The 14,973-nt window shown below is 54.9% G+C and carries 14 protein-coding genes; 2 read left to right on the forward strand and 12 right to left on the reverse strand.

Features of this window, described 5'->3' with window-relative positions; translation table 11 throughout:
- Positions 1 to 30 precede the first annotated feature (30 nt).
- Genes GCU45_RS07340 through GCU45_RS07360 form a run of 5 tightly spaced genes read right to left on the reverse strand, consistent with a single transcriptional unit; the run spans position 31 to position 5,252 of the window.
- A complete protein-coding gene (locus tag GCU45_RS07340) occupies positions 31 to 987 on the reverse strand; it encodes a carbohydrate kinase family protein (RefSeq protein WP_152398494.1) in 957 nt (318 codons plus the stop codon).
- A complete protein-coding gene (gene melA / locus GCU45_RS07345; protein WP_152398495.1) occupies positions 984 to 2,285 on the reverse strand; it encodes an alpha-galactosidase in 1,302 nt (433 codons plus the stop codon). The genes GCU45_RS07340 and melA overlap by 4 nt, the downstream gene beginning before the upstream one ends.
- A gap of 32 nt (positions 2,286 to 2,317) precedes the next feature.
- Positions 2,318 to 3,142: a carbohydrate ABC transporter permease gene (locus tag GCU45_RS07350; protein ID WP_076169717.1), complete on the reverse strand. Its 825-nt coding sequence runs from the start codon at positions 3,140 to 3,142 to the stop codon at positions 2,318 to 2,320.
- A 15-nt stretch (positions 3,143 to 3,157) separates the two neighbouring features.
- Positions 3,158 to 4,099 carry a carbohydrate ABC transporter permease gene (locus tag GCU45_RS07355; RefSeq protein WP_152398496.1) on the reverse strand — a complete coding sequence of 314 codons (942 nt, stop codon included), beginning with the start codon at positions 4,097 to 4,099 and terminating at the stop codon, positions 3,158 to 3,160.
- A gap of 16 nt (positions 4,100 to 4,115) precedes the next feature.
- Positions 4,116 to 5,252: an ABC transporter substrate-binding protein gene (locus GCU45_RS07360; protein ID WP_152398497.1), complete on the reverse strand. Its 1,137-nt coding sequence runs from the start codon at positions 5,250 to 5,252 to the stop codon at positions 4,116 to 4,118.
- A gap of 405 nt (positions 5,253 to 5,657) precedes the next feature.
- Between GCU45_RS07360 and GCU45_RS07365 the strand changes: the two genes are divergently transcribed.
- Positions 5,658 to 6,674, forward strand: a complete 1,017-nt coding sequence (locus GCU45_RS07365) for a LacI family DNA-binding transcriptional regulator (protein ID WP_089548270.1) — start codon at positions 5,658 to 5,660, stop codon at positions 6,672 to 6,674.
- A 107-nt stretch (positions 6,675 to 6,781) separates the two neighbouring features.
- Here the strand turns inward: GCU45_RS07365 and sigK are convergent, their stop codons facing one another.
- The 7 genes from sigK to GCU45_RS07400 form a co-directional block, all read right to left on the reverse strand.
- On the reverse strand, positions 6,782 to 7,483 hold the full coding sequence (gene sigK / locus GCU45_RS07370; protein ID WP_076169711.1) for an RNA polymerase sporulation sigma factor SigK: 702 nt from the start codon (positions 7,481 to 7,483) through the stop codon (positions 6,782 to 6,784).
- Between the two features lie 136 nt (positions 7,484 to 7,619).
- Positions 7,620 to 8,276 carry an NAD(P)/FAD-dependent oxidoreductase gene (locus GCU45_RS07375; protein WP_152398498.1) on the reverse strand — a complete coding sequence of 219 codons (657 nt, stop codon included), beginning with the start codon at positions 8,274 to 8,276 and terminating at the stop codon, positions 7,620 to 7,622.
- Between the two features lie 62 nt (positions 8,277 to 8,338).
- Positions 8,339 to 9,232: a DUF8832 domain-containing protein gene (locus GCU45_RS07380; protein ID WP_152398499.1), complete on the reverse strand. Its 894-nt coding sequence runs from the start codon at positions 9,230 to 9,232 to the stop codon at positions 8,339 to 8,341.
- Positions 9,229 to 11,709: a heavy metal translocating P-type ATPase gene (locus tag GCU45_RS07385; RefSeq protein ID WP_152398500.1), complete on the reverse strand. Its 2,481-nt coding sequence runs from the start codon at positions 11,707 to 11,709 to the stop codon at positions 9,229 to 9,231. Before GCU45_RS07385 ends, GCU45_RS07380 begins: the two co-directional genes overlap by 4 nt.
- Before the next feature lie 28 nt (positions 11,710 to 11,737).
- The gene (locus GCU45_RS07390) at positions 11,738 to 11,938 is read right to left on the reverse strand and encodes a cation transporter (protein ID WP_152398501.1); all 201 of its coding nucleotides are present in this window, start codon (positions 11,936 to 11,938) and stop codon (positions 11,738 to 11,740) included.
- A 312-nt stretch (positions 11,939 to 12,250) separates the two neighbouring features.
- The gene (locus GCU45_RS07395; protein ID WP_089550326.1) at positions 12,251 to 12,568 is read right to left on the reverse strand and encodes a metal-sensitive transcriptional regulator; all 318 of its coding nucleotides are present in this window, start codon (positions 12,566 to 12,568) and stop codon (positions 12,251 to 12,253) included.
- 162 nt (positions 12,569 to 12,730) lie between these two features.
- Positions 12,731 to 13,804 (reverse strand): lactonase family protein, encoded by a 1,074-nt coding sequence (locus GCU45_RS07400; RefSeq protein ID WP_152398502.1) that lies wholly within the window; start codon positions 13,802 to 13,804, stop codon positions 12,731 to 12,733.
- Between the two features lie 370 nt (positions 13,805 to 14,174).
- Between GCU45_RS07400 and GCU45_RS07405 the strand changes: the two genes are divergently transcribed.
- A complete protein-coding gene (locus tag GCU45_RS07405) occupies positions 14,175 to 14,924 on the forward strand; it encodes an SDR family NAD(P)-dependent oxidoreductase (protein WP_152398503.1) in 750 nt (249 codons plus the stop codon).
- The last annotated feature ends 49 nt before the right edge of the window (positions 14,925 to 14,973 follow it).

Below are 14,973 nucleotides of genomic sequence, written 5' to 3' on the forward strand. Positions count from 1 at the left end.
CTTTTACCTGAGCTTCCACCGCCGAGGCGCTTACTGGAGCGGCCGCCTTCCCTGCAGGGCCGATACCGCCGCTGCTGTCGGCAAATGGCCGGTCCCCCCCACGCCCAGGGTGGATAACGCGCCGCAGGCATTGGCGTACTCAAGCAGCTCTCTGCCCGTCAAGCCTTGGAGGAAACCGCAAATCAAGCCGGCATTGAAGCAATCCCCCGCTCCTGTCGTGTCTACGGGGGTCACCGGATAAGGGGGCGCCGACACGACAGAACCATCAGGAGACCGGAGCGATGCACCCTTTGAGCCTTGTTTGACGGCGATCAGACCGGGAACGGCCGCCAATTGGCCGAATACCGTTTCCACGCTGTCCTGCTCAAAAATATGCAGCGCCTCCTCCTCGCTGGGGATAAACAAATCTGTAACGGCCAGCAGTGCGCGGATCCCGGCAGCATCCCACCGGCCACGGACGTCCCATCCGGTATCAAAAGATGTACTGACCCCTAAGCCCTGCGCCTTCCCGAACAGCTCCTTCCAATGCGGCCGCATGCCGTCCTGCAAATAGTAGGAGCCAAAATGCAAATGATCCGCCTCCTGAATCAAAGCATCGGGAATAAAGTCAGGCGCCAACAGCTGAATACTTCCGGGATACGTGATCAAACCGCGGTCTGATGGCGTCGTAAACGAGAGGGTAACCCCTGTTGTGACCTCCGGCAGCACCGCTACATTATCGGTGTTTACGCCAAGCCGCTGCAGCTCGCCCAGGCAGAAGCGGCCGAAGTCATCCGCCCCCACCACGCTGACGAACCGCACATCCAGGCCAAGGCTCGACAGCGCGCTTGCGGTAATCGCCGAGGAGGAGCCGAGTACGACGTCAAAACCGTCGACCATTTTCTCCCGGTTCCATTCCGGAATCACGTCGGTTCCTGAAATAATGATGTCCACGTTCAGCTCGCCGGCCACAACGACAATCGGTTTTTCCTTATCCGCTCCCATCATTTCAGCACCGGTATGAAGTCGCGTTCCGCATCATACAGCTCCTCGAACATGTCGCTAATCTCATCGAGCGAACAGACGGCGGCGGACAGCGGATCGACCATCAGGGCATGGCGGGCCATTTCCTTGTCGTTATTCAGCACAGCGCCGACGGCCAGGTCAAAGAATGCCATGTTGGACCGACACAGCGCGGCCAAATGCTCCGGCAAGCTGCCGAAACGGCATGGATTGACGCCATTGCGGTCGACCATGCAAGCCACCTCGACAACCCCGTCCGCGGGAAGGTTGTGAATCAGACCTTCGTTCGGCACGTTTCCGTAAATCACCTTCGGTTCATTTTTCAGCATCGCTTCAATAATGATAGCCGCGTATTCATTGCTTGGCGCAAGCTCGATCGGGAGGGAGCCTTCCAGCTGCTTGACGATTTTTTCGTCGTTTTCCTTGCGCCAGATCGGCCAGTTATCCGCATAGTAGCCTGTCGCGCCATTATACCCGGTGCTGCAGTGCTTGTCGATTAAGGACTGCCGTTTGCGGTAGTACGGAATGTACTCCGAAAAGTGCCCACTGGACTCCGAGACAAAAGCGCCCAGGTACTTCATGGCGTCAAAGCGCACAGGGTCCTTTTTCAGCAGGTCGGGATTCTGGATCTTCTCCCGGAGCACAGGATACAGATCTTTTCCCTCGTGGGTCAGCTCCACAAACCAGGACATATGATTGATTCCCCCGGCCCGCCACTGCATGTCTTCGTAAGGTACGCCGGCGTATTTGGCTAACTGCCGGGACGTATTCTGGATGGAATGGCACAGGCCGACGACCGGAATGGAGGTCACCCGCGACGTCAGCAGGGTCACCGCCGACATCGGATTCGTATAGTTCAGAATGGTCGAATCCGGGCACAAATCCTCCACATCGCGGATGATGTCCATCCAGCTCGGAAGCGTGCGCAGCGTTTTAAACAGTCCGCCCGGCCCCAGCGTATCGCCGATGCATTGATTGACCCCGTATTTCAGAGGAATCTCGTACTCATAGCGGACCGTTTGCAGCCCGCCCACTTCGATTTGGTTGATGACGAACTGCGAGCCCCCGATGACCTCCCTGCGATCGGTCGAAGCGATAACGTTCCAGCGCTTGCCGGACAGCTCAATGATTTTCTCGACCAGCTTGCGGGCGATCTTCAGCCGCTCCGCATCGATATCCACCAAAGCGATCGTCCCGCCCTCAATGCCTTCAATCAGTAAAATGTCCGTGGCGATGTCCTGTGTAAAGGCGCTGCCTGCGCCGATAATCGATATTTTAGTCATGCAGTTTCTCCTCCTCATGGTCTCTTCTCTTTTTATTTCATGCCTGTCATCGTAAGCCCTTTAATAAACTGCTTCTGGAAAATCAGGAACACCACAATCACCGGCAAGGTGATGAGCACAGCCGCCGACATGACGACGTTATAGTTGACCATATGGGTTCCGTTAAAATAAACAAGGGCGAGCGGCACGGTCATTTTGCTCTCGTCGTTCAAAATAATGAGCGGCCATAAATAGTTGTTCCATGCATTCATAAACGTAAAAATACCAAGCGCCGACAGCATCGGCAGAATCAGCGGCGCAATGATCCGGACCATCAGCCGCAGCTCGCCCGCCCCGTCGATCCTTGCGGCATCGAGCAGATCCTGGGGAATGTCCTCGATGAACTGCTTCGCCAGAAACACTCCGTAGGAGCTGACCAGATTGGGCAGGATAATCGCCAACAAATGATTGACCAGCCCCAGTTTGGCCGTAATCAGATACGTCGGAATCATGACCACCTGAAACGGAATCATCATCGTTGCCAAGATCAGGATGAACAGCAGCTTCTGCCCCTTGAACTGATGCTTGGCGAAAATATACCCCGCCAGGGCGCTCGTAAATAACGTCGCGGCCGTTATGACGACCGACGTCATCGCGCTGTTCAAAAACCACCTTCCGAACGGAGCGTCTTCAAGGACGGTCCGGTACCCCTCCAGGCTGGGATGCTGCGGCAGAAGCGCATGCGAGCCGGACACGATTTCCATGTTGCTTTTTAAAGAAGACAAAACCATCCACAAATACGGCAGCAGCATCAGGCATCCGGCTGCGATCAGCACGAGCATGACGATGCCGTCGAACCATCTATTCCTACGGTGCATTGAAAGTCCCCCTTGTCAGTACTCCCACTCCGTGCGCCCCCACTTCAGCTGCAGCAGGGTCACCACTAAAATAATGATCAGAAACACCGTGGCCATCGCGGACGCATATCCCATGTTGGAATTGGAGAATGCCTGCTCGTATATATGAAGGGCCAGCACCCGGGTCTCATTAAACGGCTCCCCCTTGGTCATGATCTGGAATTGGGCGAAAGCCTGAAAATAGGAGACGACCGTCGTCACCGAAACAAACAGCATCGTGCGCCGGAGCAGCGGCAGCGTCACATGCCAGAACGAATGCCAGCGGCTCGCCCCGTCCAGAATGGCCGCTTCATAATACATATCCGGAATGGAATCCAGACCGGCGATAAAGAGCACGATGTTATACCCGATATCGGCCCACAGCGTCATCAGGATCACCGAATACAGCGCATAATGTGGATCGCTCAGCCACTGCACGGGAGCCATGTGGAGTTGGGTCAGCACGATATTAAACAGACCGTGATTATAATTGAACATCGTGCTCCATACGATCGCCGTTCCCGCCAGCGGCGCGATGGTCGGCAGAAAAAAGACGGTGCGCATCAGGTTCCGCAGCCAACCCGTACGGATCCGTTGGATCGCGACGGCAAACATCAAGGTGATAAGGATATTGACCGCAACGGCAATGACGACGAACTTAAAGGTGACCCACAGCGACTTGATAAAAATGGAATCTCCCAGCATGCGGATATAATTGTCCGCCCCGACGAACAGCGCGCTTGCGCTGAGCGGATTATACTTAAATACCGATAGTCCCAAACTCCATCCAATAGGAATGAAAGCGAATACACCAAATAGCAGCAGGATCGGCGCCAGCGATAAATAGATGAACCAGCGGCCCCTTCCTTTCTCCCCTCTGCGGTTCGGGGTACCGGGGACGATCCCTGGACTGCTGCTTGCTGCAGCATCATGCTTCATGCGAACACCACTCCGATCATTTATGTTGATCCTGACTGTCGTTGATGGTTTTTTCGATCTGCTGCAGACCGCTTTCCACCGATTCCTGGCCGGTCGCCATCAATTGGAAATGATCATTGATCGTTTTAAAGAAAAAGTCCCGGTCGGCAATGGGCCCGATCCACTGACCCAGCTCCAAAATATCCAGCGATGTTTTCATATAAGGATTCGCTTTGACATAGTCGGGATTTTGCGCCACCGCTTTTTTGGCCGGAACCGTAAACGTTCCCTGGTTCCACTCGAGCAGATTATCGTCGGATGACATGAATTTGATAAAATCGACGGCCGCTTCCTGATGCTTGCCCTTCTGGGACGCTACAAGGCCCCAGCCAGATTCGGCCGCATATGAAGGCGGATTCGTCGTAAAGGAAGGAACGGGCACATACTCAAAGTCTTTCACCGTGTATGTATTCAGCCCTGCAGCAATCGTCCATGGACCCCGGTAGGTCATCGCCGAGCTGCCTTGAAAGAAGTAGTCTGAGGTGTCAAGTTCACCGCCAAACGTGGTGAGGTCCGCCACTTTATCGGTGGCGATCAAAGAGGTTAAGGCGGTCATCGCCTTTTGTGCTTCAGGGGTTTGAAAGTTCACATGGTCGTTATCGCCCCAATACTTGCCGTTTTGCTGCAGAATCAAGGAAAGGAACGTGAAGGTGATGTTGTCGCTGGAGACGAAATCGAATCCCTTGACCTTGATGCCGTTCGCATCCCGCACCGTCAGCTTCTTGGCGTCTTCGACCAGTTCATCCCATGTGGCCGGAGGGGCCGCGATGCCCTGATCCTTCAGCATTTGCGGGTGAATCAGCATTCCGCCGTTCTCGATGTTAAATTCGAGCGGCAGTCCATACAGCTTGTCGTTCAACGTGTATCCTCCGAGCGGGGCTTCGTAATACTCCTGTCGCAGCTGCTCGGCCTCCGGGATCTCCACAAGCGCCCCGTTTTTCGAATATTCCGGTACCCAGGTACCGAACATTTCTGCGATATCGGGCGGATTTTTGGCGGAGAAGGATGCCTTGAGCTTCTGATTGTACACGTCGTAAGGGAAAGTCTGGTAGGCGATCTCAATGTCGGGATGCAAAGATTGATACTTGGCGATCAGCGCTTTATAAGCGTTCATAATGGCATCTTCCTGATGACTCCAAAACACAAGTTTGGTTTTGCCTGTTGAACCGGCAGAGGTGGCGGAAGCATCAGAGCCGTCATTCTTTGCGCAACCAATCAGCAAAAACAACATGCAAATTAAAGCAAAAACAGAGAAACTTTTGAAATATCGCAATGACATAACCCCTTTCCCTTTACTTTTTTGCTTATATCACCTCAATCTCATGAAAATCATACCTCTGATGAAAAAGTTAGTCAATGAATTTTTGCAACTATTTTGCAATAATTTTATTATAATTTGCAAAACATTATCATCGTTTTTCAGTTGACCTGTGATTTTATTTTACTTAACATATAGAGTAAGCAATCCAAAAGACAGGTTTTGCAGAATCCTCATCTGACATTAAAGGCAGGTCATGACATGCCCACATTAAAAGATATTGCCGAACGCGTCGGCGTCTCCATATCGACCGTTTCCCGCGTACTGGCCGACGATTCGAACCGCTCCTCAAGCAGCGGGACCAAGCGGAAGATCTGGGACGCGGCGCAGGAGCTCGGATACATGGCGAAGGTGCCGCCCCAGGACCAGGCCGCAGTCAAAAAAATCGGATGCGTCGTATCCACCATGCAGGGACGGCGCTACCATCCCTATTTTTCGGTTATTTTTGAGGGAATTGAGAAGGAACTGGCCCGTCACGGATACCAGATCGCTTTTACCTACACGCAAGAAGATTTGCAAAAAAATGAAATTTTGCAGCAAATCTCCGGCAAAGATTCAATCGACGGTTTAATCGTGATCGAGGGTATTGAGCCCAAATTATACAGCTATCTCAAAAAACACGTTCCGCATGTCGTCGGAATCGACGTTTCCGACCCGAGCATCCCGACCATTTCGTACGACCGCGTCGAAGCGGCGTCGATTGCCGTCAAGCATTTGACCGGACAGGGCCACCGCGAGATTATGTTTATCGGAGGTACGGGCTTGTCCGGCCAATTCGACCGGGAGAAAAGGTACCGGGGATACAAGCAGGCTCTGGAGCAGGCCGGCTTGCCGGTTCAGCCGGAGTATGTGCTGAATGCCGAATGGGAGCCCGACCGGGCCTACCGCCTTATGCTGACCTTTTTGGAGGAGCATCAGGGTAAGCTCCCGACGGCGGTCTTCGCGGCCAGTGACATCATGGCGATGGCTGCCATGCGGGCCATTTCCGAGAAAGGCTACCGCATGCCCCAGGACTTCGCTGTCGTCGGCTTCGACGACAACGAACCGTCACGCTATACCGTTCCTCCGCTCTCCACCATTCATATTCCGACGTTTGAAATCGGCGTCATGGCCGCGCGAACGATCCTGCAGATCACCGGCGATCCCTTCCCGCTGCCGGTCAAAATCGTGCTGCCTTATGAACCGATCTTCCGCCAGTCCAGCATCTGGCAGGTGTAATCGCAGCAAAAGGCCCCTCTTTCCGCTCTGAAGAATGAACTTCAGACGGCAAGAGAGGCCTTTTTTCGGCTGCCGGCGGCATTTCCGCCAGTGTCTTACGCTGCAAGCTACTGCTTGGATTTATAAAATTCATGGTACAGCTTCATCAGGGCACGCTTCTCGATCCGCGACACGTAACTGCGGCTGATGCCGAGCTCCCTGGCAATTTCGCGCTGCGTCCGTTCTTCTCCGCCGTGCTCCAGGCCGAAGCGGCCCTTGATGACCTCCTGCTCGCGCTCATCGAGAATGTCCAGGTTCCGGTAGATTTTGCTCTTCTCGATCTTGAGCTGGACCATGTCGGCCACGTCGTCCGCCTCACTGCCCAAAATATCAATCAACGTGATTTCATTTCCCTCTTTATCCGTTCCGATCGGATCGTGCAGGGAAACGTCCTTCCTCGTTTTCTTCAAGGAACGCAAATGCATCAGGATTTCATTTTCGATGCAGCGGGCTGCGAACGTGGCCAGCTTCGTGCCTTTATTTGCCTGAAAGCTCTCAATAGCTTTGATGAGCCCGATGGTACCGATCGAGATCAGATCCTCCAGATCCTCGCCAGTATTATCGAATTTTTTCACAATGTGCGCCACCAGCCGCAAATTATGCTCGATCAACATATTGCGGGCGTGGGCGTCTCCTTCCGCCATCAATTGAAGGTACTTACTTTCCTCTTTCTCTGTCAGCGGCTGCGGAAAGGCGTTGTTTTTGACGTACGATACCAGCAGCGTTAATTCTTTAATGAAAAGGGCGATAAAGCTGAAAAGTCCGGGCAAAGATGACACCTCCTGCTGAATGACTGGGCACCGCGAAAACATGGCTGCTGCTTCCTGCTGTTAGGCTGCGGTCTGTTCATTCTATGTGGGCGAAGGCCCATCTGTGCCTGTACGTATAAAAGAAAATCCTGCCGCTTTAGGCCTGCCTTGCTTGCGAGGATATGTCCCCGGCGGCGCCCTCTGCGGCTTCGCGCAGCTTCTCGAGGGTGAACCGCTGGACAAAGCGGCGGTAGGACTCCTTCCTTTTTCCATGCTCCTGAAACTGGGCAATGAGCCGGGTGACGGCCGGAATCAGCTGTTCCGCCTGAAGCCCCGTCAAGAGCGGCTTGGCCAATTCGGCCTTGATCCCTCTCGGCTCACCTCCGACATAGAGATCGTAGCTGTCTTTCATCTTGACAACGGCGATATCCTTCAGCAGCGGTTCGCTGGTTCCGAGTGCGCAGCCGGCGTACCCGATCCTCAGCGGACTCGGTACCGCTATACCCGCGATTGCCAAATCCAGAGCTCTCGCCACATCCAAACCGGCCTCTTCCGCTCCGCGGCAAAATTGGCAGGCGATCAGGCTCTTGGTCACAAAACCCGCTGGGTGAATTTGAAGCCCGGCCGCCTTGAGTTCCTCCTGAACCTCACTCAGACGTTCTTCTTCTGCCGTGACGTACAGCTGTTTGAAGCCGGTCATTTCCACGTCGACGACTCTGTCGGCAATGCCACCGATCGCTGCTAGCTGTTTCGGGGAGAACACGGTTCCCCCGACCCCGAAGCCGGGGGTAACCGCAAATTTGCGCTGACCCAACCTTCCTCACTCCTTATCGCTTCGATGATTATACCTGGTACCTGGTGACAGCCGGCAGCAGATTACGGCACGTTCACGACGAAGGGAACGGTAATGACACGTCCGTCGCGCTGGAACTGCCCCCATATTTTATAGATGCCGGCGTGCGGAAAGGTCGTCATAAACTCGGCCTTTGGCCCGGAGCCTTTTTCATCCATCGGATGGACATGCAGGTACTGCTCCGCATCTTCAGACAGAATGACCACGTGTCCGACGGCGCCCAGGTACGGCTGCAGGTCGGTGACCGGTGCGCCGGTCTCGGCATCCTCGATCGTGTAGGTGAGCATCCGCTCCTGCCCTGCCGCAAGTCGGTCAAAATCCAGGGCCACCCGCAGTCCGTCCACCGTTTTGACCCGCTCCCCGTCCGGCTTCACGGGAGCAGCCGGCAGCGGTGCACCTTTCACCTGAAGCCACGCCGATTTGTTCATCGCACCTCCGCCTTCCGGAACAAAGTCGGCGATCAGCTTGTAATCTCCGCCTGCGGGGAAGCGGTTGTTCACTTCAAACACGCCGCCTCCCCGGTACTCCGGATGAATATGGTGAAAGTATGACAGATCTTTGCTGACGATAATGAGATGCTCTTTTTGTTCATGTGTCGTTTCGAAGGATTCAATCGCCTTGCCGTCATGCGTAAATGCCATGGTGATCTTCGTATCCACGCCAGCTTCCGGCGCTTGGCCATCTGCGTACGTCCAGCTGACGTTCACGTCCTTTTCCTGAAGCCCTCCTGTTTGGCCGCCGCCGTGCTTATGCGCGGTACCCTCTGCGCCGTTCGTCTTTGCCGGCCCATGGGTCGAGTGATGATCATGTGACATGTTCATTTGTTCTCCATCTCCTTTTATCGCTTTTGTTTCGGACTCGCAGGCGGTCAGCACCGCGAGTCCGAGCAGTGCGGCGAGTCCCAATGAACGTTTCATGCGGCCCGCTCTCCTTTCGGGTTCATCTGCAGTTTCATCCGCTGCAGTCTGAGTGCGTTCAGGACGACCGAGACCGAGCTCAGCGCCATCGCTGCCCCTGCAATCCAGGGGGCGAGCAGCCCGAGGGCCGCGACTGGAATGCCCAGCGTGTTGTAGCCAAGCGCCCAGAACAAGTTTTGGCGGATATTGCGCATCGTTTTTCGGCTCATTTCGATGGAATCGGCAATGCTGTTCAAATCACCCCGCATCAGCGTCACATCCGCCGCTTCCATGGCGACGTCCGTCCCTGTTCCGATGGCCATGCCGATGTCGGCTTGTGCCAAGGCTGGGGCATCGTTGATGCCGTCGCCGACCATCGCCACTTTTTTGCCAAGCGACTGCAGCTTTTTAACTTCGGCGGCTTTCCCTTCCGGCAGAACCTCCGCAAGCACCTCGTCAATGCCCGCCTGCCGGGCGATCGCTTGGGCGGTGCGTTCATTGTCCCCGGTGATCATGACCACTTGAATGCCTAAGCCTTTCAACCGGCCGACCGCCGCCTTGGAGCTTTCCTTGATCGTATCCGCAACGGCGATCAGTCCGGCGTACAGGCCGTCTATTGCGACGAGCATCGCCGTCTTGCCCTCTTCCTCCAGCTTCGTCATGCTGCTCTCGGCATCCCAGGCAAGGATGCCATGCTTCTCCATCAGCTTGCGGGTTCCGGCGAGCACCTCACGGCCGTCCACGACGGCCCGGATGCCGTAACCCGGGATCGCCTCGAATTCCCCGGCTTCGGTAATCGCAATGCCGCGGGCCTTGATGCCGTCTACGATGGCCTCAGCGAGCGGATGCTCCGAAGGTTTCTCCGCCGAGCCGGCCAGCCGCAGAAACTCGCGCTCATCCATTGATGCAGTGAGCACATCGGTCAGCTCCGGCTTCCCTTTCGTGACCGTGCCCGTTTTGTCAAGGATCACCGTATTGATGCGGTGCGTCGACTCCAGATACTCGCCGCCCTTAAACAGGACGCCCAGCTCGGCGGCGCGGCCCGACCCGGCCATGATCGACGTCGGTGTCGCGAGTCCGAGGGCACACGGGCAGGCGATAACCAGAACCGCAATCGCCTTCTCCAGCGCACTGGCAAAGTCGTACGGGGCAATCCAGAAGTACCAGACGACGAACGTCAGAAGGGCAATGCCGACCACGATCGGGACGAAGATGCCGGAGATGACGTCGGCTACTCGCTGGATCGGCGCCTTCGAGCCCTGCGCTTCCTCCACCACTTTGATAATTTGCGCGAGGGCCGTTTCCCGGCCGACCTTCGTCGCCTGAATTTTCAGCCGCCCGTTTTTGTTGACGGTCGCTCCGAATACGGAATCCCCGGCCTTTTTCTCAACCGGTATGCTCTCGCCGGTCAGCATCGATTCGTTGACGGCCGACGCCCCTTCGAGCACGAGTCCGTCCACCGGAATTTTTTCGCCAGGCTTCACAAGGACGATGTCCCCGGCCATAACCTCTTCGACCGGAATGGTGAGCTCTTCACCGTTTCTGATGACGACGGCGTTCTTCGCCTGCAGCCCCATCAGCGTTTTGATCGCTTCGGACGTCCGTCCTTTCGCAAGCAGCTCGAACAGCTTACCCATAATGACCAGCGTGATCAGCACGGCGCTTGTTTCATAATACATTTCCGGGCCGTGATGAAGGCTCCCGCCTCCGGCAGCCCACTCGATGGTTAAATACAGGCTGTAAAAGTAGGCGGCCGATGTGCCCAGGCTGACCAGAACGTCCATGTTGGCGCTTTTGTTGCGGAGGGCGTTGAACGCCCCTTTATAGAACTGCCTTCCGATATAAAACTGTACCGGGGTGGCGAGTGCGAGCTGGAACCACGGGTTCATGAACAGCTCCGGCATCCAGATCCAGGACAGGAAGGAGAAGTGGCTGACCATGGACCACAGCAGCGGCAGGGACAGGAGAGCGGAGATCAGCAGCTTGCGCTTCTGCTGCGTGATTACCCGGCTGCGCTGCTCCGCCGGATCGGCGGTCTGTTCCCGCTTGGGAGTCGCTTTGTATCCCAGCTTGTCGATCCGCTTCTCCATGTCGCCCGCGTTGACTTCCAGCGGGTTAAATTCCACTCTGGCCGTCTCCATCGCAAAATTGACGTTGGCGCTCTTTACCCCAGGCATCTTGTTGAGCGTTTTTTCAATTTTAACCGCACAGGCCGCGCAGTACATCCCGGTAATATCCAGATCGACCACTTCTTTGGCCGTATCGTACCCCAGCTTTTTGACGGCTTCCTCCATATGATCCATGCTGGTCCGGTCCGGGTCATACGTAACCGTGGCGCGCTCCATCGCAAAATTCACGTTGGCCTCAGACACGCCATCCAGCTTTTTCAGCCCCTTCTCAATCCGGTTGGCACATGCGGCACAAGTCATGCCTGTGATCTGCAAAGACACTTGCTCCTGCTGCTTCAGCTGCTCCTGCTCCCTACCGTAAGTTTCCATTGCAACGACACCCCGTTTCATTTATTCGTTAGGCGACCTCATAGCCTTGATCTTCAATGGCTTCCTTAATGGATGGAAGCGACAGCTTGCCGCTGTCATACGCAACCGTGACTGTCCCGTCGGCCAAGTTGACCTTGGCGTCCGCACCCAGCGCCTTCATCGCGCCTTCGATGGAATTGACGCAGTGCATGCAGGACATGCCGTTAACCTGTAATGTAACTTGGTTCATATATCATCTCTCCTCGGATCGTTTTAGTTGGAAGATGGTATTGGCATGAGCCCGAATCATTGATCACCATCTCCTTGTCATGAAGTATACCCCCCTACCCTATAATTAGTCAACCATTATTTTACTATACCCCCCTAAACTATATTTTTGCCTAAAAAAAACGTCTATCGACGTACCTTCACAGAAGACAGACCGCGTTTAAAGGTAATTTTTTTTGCAATATCAGGATGCCATGGCTCTGGAGTTTATGCTTTCTGATATTATAAAAAAAAGGATTCTTTCGAATCCTTAGGTCATCCGAGCCGTATTCGATTATTTCATCAATTTATTAATCGTTATGAGCAGCTCGTCGATCACTTCATTCTCCCCGTCCTGAATGCGTTCGATCAGGCAGCTCTTCATATGATGCTCGAGCAGCAGCTTGCTGACCCCGTTCAAAGCGGATTGGACCGACGAAATCTGGTTCAGCACGTCGTCGCAGTACGTATCCTTTTCGATTAAGCCTTTAATGCCGCGGATCTGCCCCTCAATCCGGTTCAAGCGGCTGATCAGGTTGTTTTTCGTTTTGGGGGAATGGTGGCTCTTCCGTTCGCCTGTTCCGCAAGACTCGTGCTTGACGGATTCTTCCATGGTCTCTTCCACACGCATCCATCCTTTCTTACTGGCTATCTCTATTGTACCATCCGTTTCCCCGATTGATGAGTCCGGATCGTGCATCCGGTGCCTGGCTTCGTAAAGATCCTTGATCAGCCCGGCATCGAAAGCCAGCCGGACCTTCAGGGGAATATGGATTTAGAAGCGGACAGCCCACACGCAGACCGGTTTGGACACTTCTACCGAATGGCCTGTATACGTTAATTTGCCGGTATCCTGGTCTATGGTGAAGAGCGTCAGGTTATTCGTATCCCGGTTAGCCGCGATCACATGCTTACCGCCGGGAACGATGGAAAAATGGCGCGGGTGCTGGCCTTCCGTCGACACGTGCTGCACCGTTGTCAGCTTGCCGGATTCCGGATCGACCGCATAGACGACAATGCTGTCGTGACCGCGGTTCGAGCCGTACAGGAACCGGCCGTCGGCAGAAATCGTAATTTCCGCGCAGCCGTTAGCCCCCGTCCACTCGGCAGGCAGCGTCGGCACGGTTTCCAGCGTCTCGAGTGTTCCGTGTTCCGCATCGTATTGAAAGGCCGTAACCGTCGAATTCAATTCATTGATGACATACGCGAATTTTCCGTTCGGATGGAAAGTCAGATGGCGCGGTCCGGCGCCTTTCTCCACCCGGGCGTCGCTCACGGGCACGAGCTTGCCTTCGGCTTCGTCGATCCGGTATGTACGGATGAGATCCAGACCAAGGTCACACGTGAGCAAAAAGCGCTGATCCGGGCTGTAGAACGAGGAATGCAGATGCGGAGCCACTCCGCTGTAGTCGCCTTGTCCGACATGCTGCTGGATGTCCAGCACGCTTCCCACCTTGCCGCCGGCGGCAAGCTCCACCAGGCTGATCGTGCCTTTATGATAGCTGGTCAGCGTCAAATATTTGCTGTTTGCGCTCCGCTGAATGTGGCATGCCGGACCGTTCAGTGCGTGCGCCCGGCTGGCTTCGGTCAGCTTGCCTGTTTCCGGATCGATCGTATAAGCTGCGGCGTCGCTCGTCTTCGTTCCGTCTTCGGCTGCCGTTTCACTGATCGCGTACAGCAGGTTTCCCGCCTGATCCACGTTCAGGAACGTCGGATTTTTGTTGCCGTCCACCTTGTCGAGCAGCGTCAGCTCGCCTTTCCCTTCATTCAATTCGTATACGTAGATTCCGTCGGATGCCGCTTCGGCATATGAACCGACGAACACCAGCATGCGATCGTTTGCTGTCATGATCACTTCGCCTCTCTCTTTGTGTTTGTATAAATGATTGTATCATTGTTAGTGGAATACGGCAAAAGGGGCTCAGCCTTCTTTTTCACCCATCCATAAGGGAAACTGACGGATCATCGGGTCCATGGTGTAATTATCCTCGGGAAGGAACATAGTAATACGGTCTGTGTTATTGGCGGATGCGTGTAACGGGGATTGCTGCATCACTGGCGGATCTGTTCCAACGTCATACAGTCATTATAGTACGGGCGACATCATCCTTAAACATAAGGAATATCGGGGACCACAGTCGGACGTAAAAATCATTACATCGCTTCGGATAGAGCGATCGAACGCAAACAAACCCAACATCAGGAGGCTGATCAAACCTATGAAATTAGCGGATCATACGATTCTCGTCAATGGGGGCGCCGCGGGTATCGGCAGGGGGGTCGTTATGGCTCTCGCCAAAGAGGGCGCCAGGGTCGCCTTTTTCGACAGCGGTGAAGAAAAGGGACGCATCACGGAGAAGGAGGTTAGCGAAAGAGCGGAATGCATGTTTGTAAAAGTCAACCTGCTCGATAAAGATGAGGTCGCTCAAGGCTTCAAGCAGGTCATCGGAAGGTTCAAAACGCTTCACGGATTGGTGAACTGCGCGCAGGCTTCAAGGAACGTGCCCTTTCTGGATACGACTGAAGAAGAGCTCAGACTGGCGCTGCATACAGGCTTTCTCCCCGCTTTTCATCTGATGAAATGGAGCTACCCCTATTTAAAAGAAACGCAGGGCTCGATCGTGAACTTTGCGTCGGGAGCGGCGCTCGAAGGCATGCCCACGCAAACCTCCTACGCAGCCGCCAAGGAAGCCCTGCGCGGCATTTCCCGCGTGGCGGCCAAGGAATGGGGGCCGGATCAGATCAATGTCAACATCGTCTGCCCGATCGCAGCCTCCGAAGGCGTGCTGGAATGGAAAGAGAAGATGCCCGAAGCTTACGAGAAAATGGTCAACAACATCCCTTTGCGGCGGCTTGGCGACTGCGAGCACGACGTCGGCCGGGTCGTCTGCTTCCTGCTAAGCAGGGACGCCAAATTTATTACCGGGCAAACCATTATGGTTGACGGCGGCACCATGATGCTGCGGTAGCGTTCAAGCTTGATGGGTAAGCAACATCCCGCTGCGTGGCTTAGCGGCT

It is taken from the genome of Paenibacillus cellulositrophicus, assembly GCF_009363095.1.
GTDB lineage: Bacteria > Bacillota > Bacilli > Paenibacillales > Paenibacillaceae > Paenibacillus_AQ > Paenibacillus_AQ favisporus.

What these genes read in the sequence shown, in the direction of transcription:
- GCU45_RS07400 (WP_152398502.1), bottom strand. Translation starts at nt 13,804, where the DNA reads ATGACAGCAAACGATCGCATGCTGGTGTTCGTCGGTTCATATGCCGAA.
- GCU45_RS07380 (WP_152398499.1), bottom strand. Translation starts at nt 9,232, where the DNA reads ATGAAACGTTCATTGGGACTCGCCGCACTGCTCGGACTCGCGGTGCTG.
- GCU45_RS07360 (WP_152398497.1), bottom strand. Translation starts at nt 5,252, where the DNA reads ATGAACGCTTATAAAGCGCTGATCGCCAAGTATCAATCTTTGCATCCC.
- melA (WP_152398495.1), bottom strand. Translation starts at nt 2,285, where the DNA reads ATGACTAAAATATCGATTATCGGCGCAGGCAGCGCCTTTACACAGGAC.
- GCU45_RS07350 (WP_076169717.1), bottom strand. Translation starts at nt 3,142, where the DNA reads ATGCACCGTAGGAATAGATGGTTCGACGGCATCGTCATGCTCGTGCTG.
- GCU45_RS07395 (WP_089550326.1), bottom strand. Translation starts at nt 12,568, where the DNA reads ATGGAAGAATCCGTCAAGCACGAGTCTTGCGGAACAGGCGAACGGAAG.
- GCU45_RS07405 (WP_152398503.1), top strand. Translation starts at nt 14,175, where the DNA reads ATGAAATTAGCGGATCATACGATTCTCGTCAATGGGGGCGCCGCGGGT.
- GCU45_RS07390 (WP_152398501.1), bottom strand. Translation starts at nt 11,938, where the DNA reads ATGAACCAAGTTACATTACAGGTTAACGGCATGTCCTGCATGCACTGC.
- GCU45_RS07385 (WP_152398500.1), bottom strand. Translation starts at nt 11,709, where the DNA reads ATGGAAACTTACGGTAGGGAGCAGGAGCAGCTGAAGCAGCAGGAGCAA.
- GCU45_RS07365 (WP_089548270.1), top strand. Translation starts at nt 5,658, where the DNA reads ATGCCCACATTAAAAGATATTGCCGAACGCGTCGGCGTCTCCATATCG.
- GCU45_RS07340 (WP_152398494.1), bottom strand. Translation starts at nt 987, where the DNA reads ATGATGGGAGCGGATAAGGAAAAACCGATTGTCGTTGTGGCCGGCGAG.
- GCU45_RS07355 (WP_152398496.1), bottom strand. Translation starts at nt 4,099, where the DNA reads ATGAAGCATGATGCTGCAGCAAGCAGCAGTCCAGGGATCGTCCCCGGT.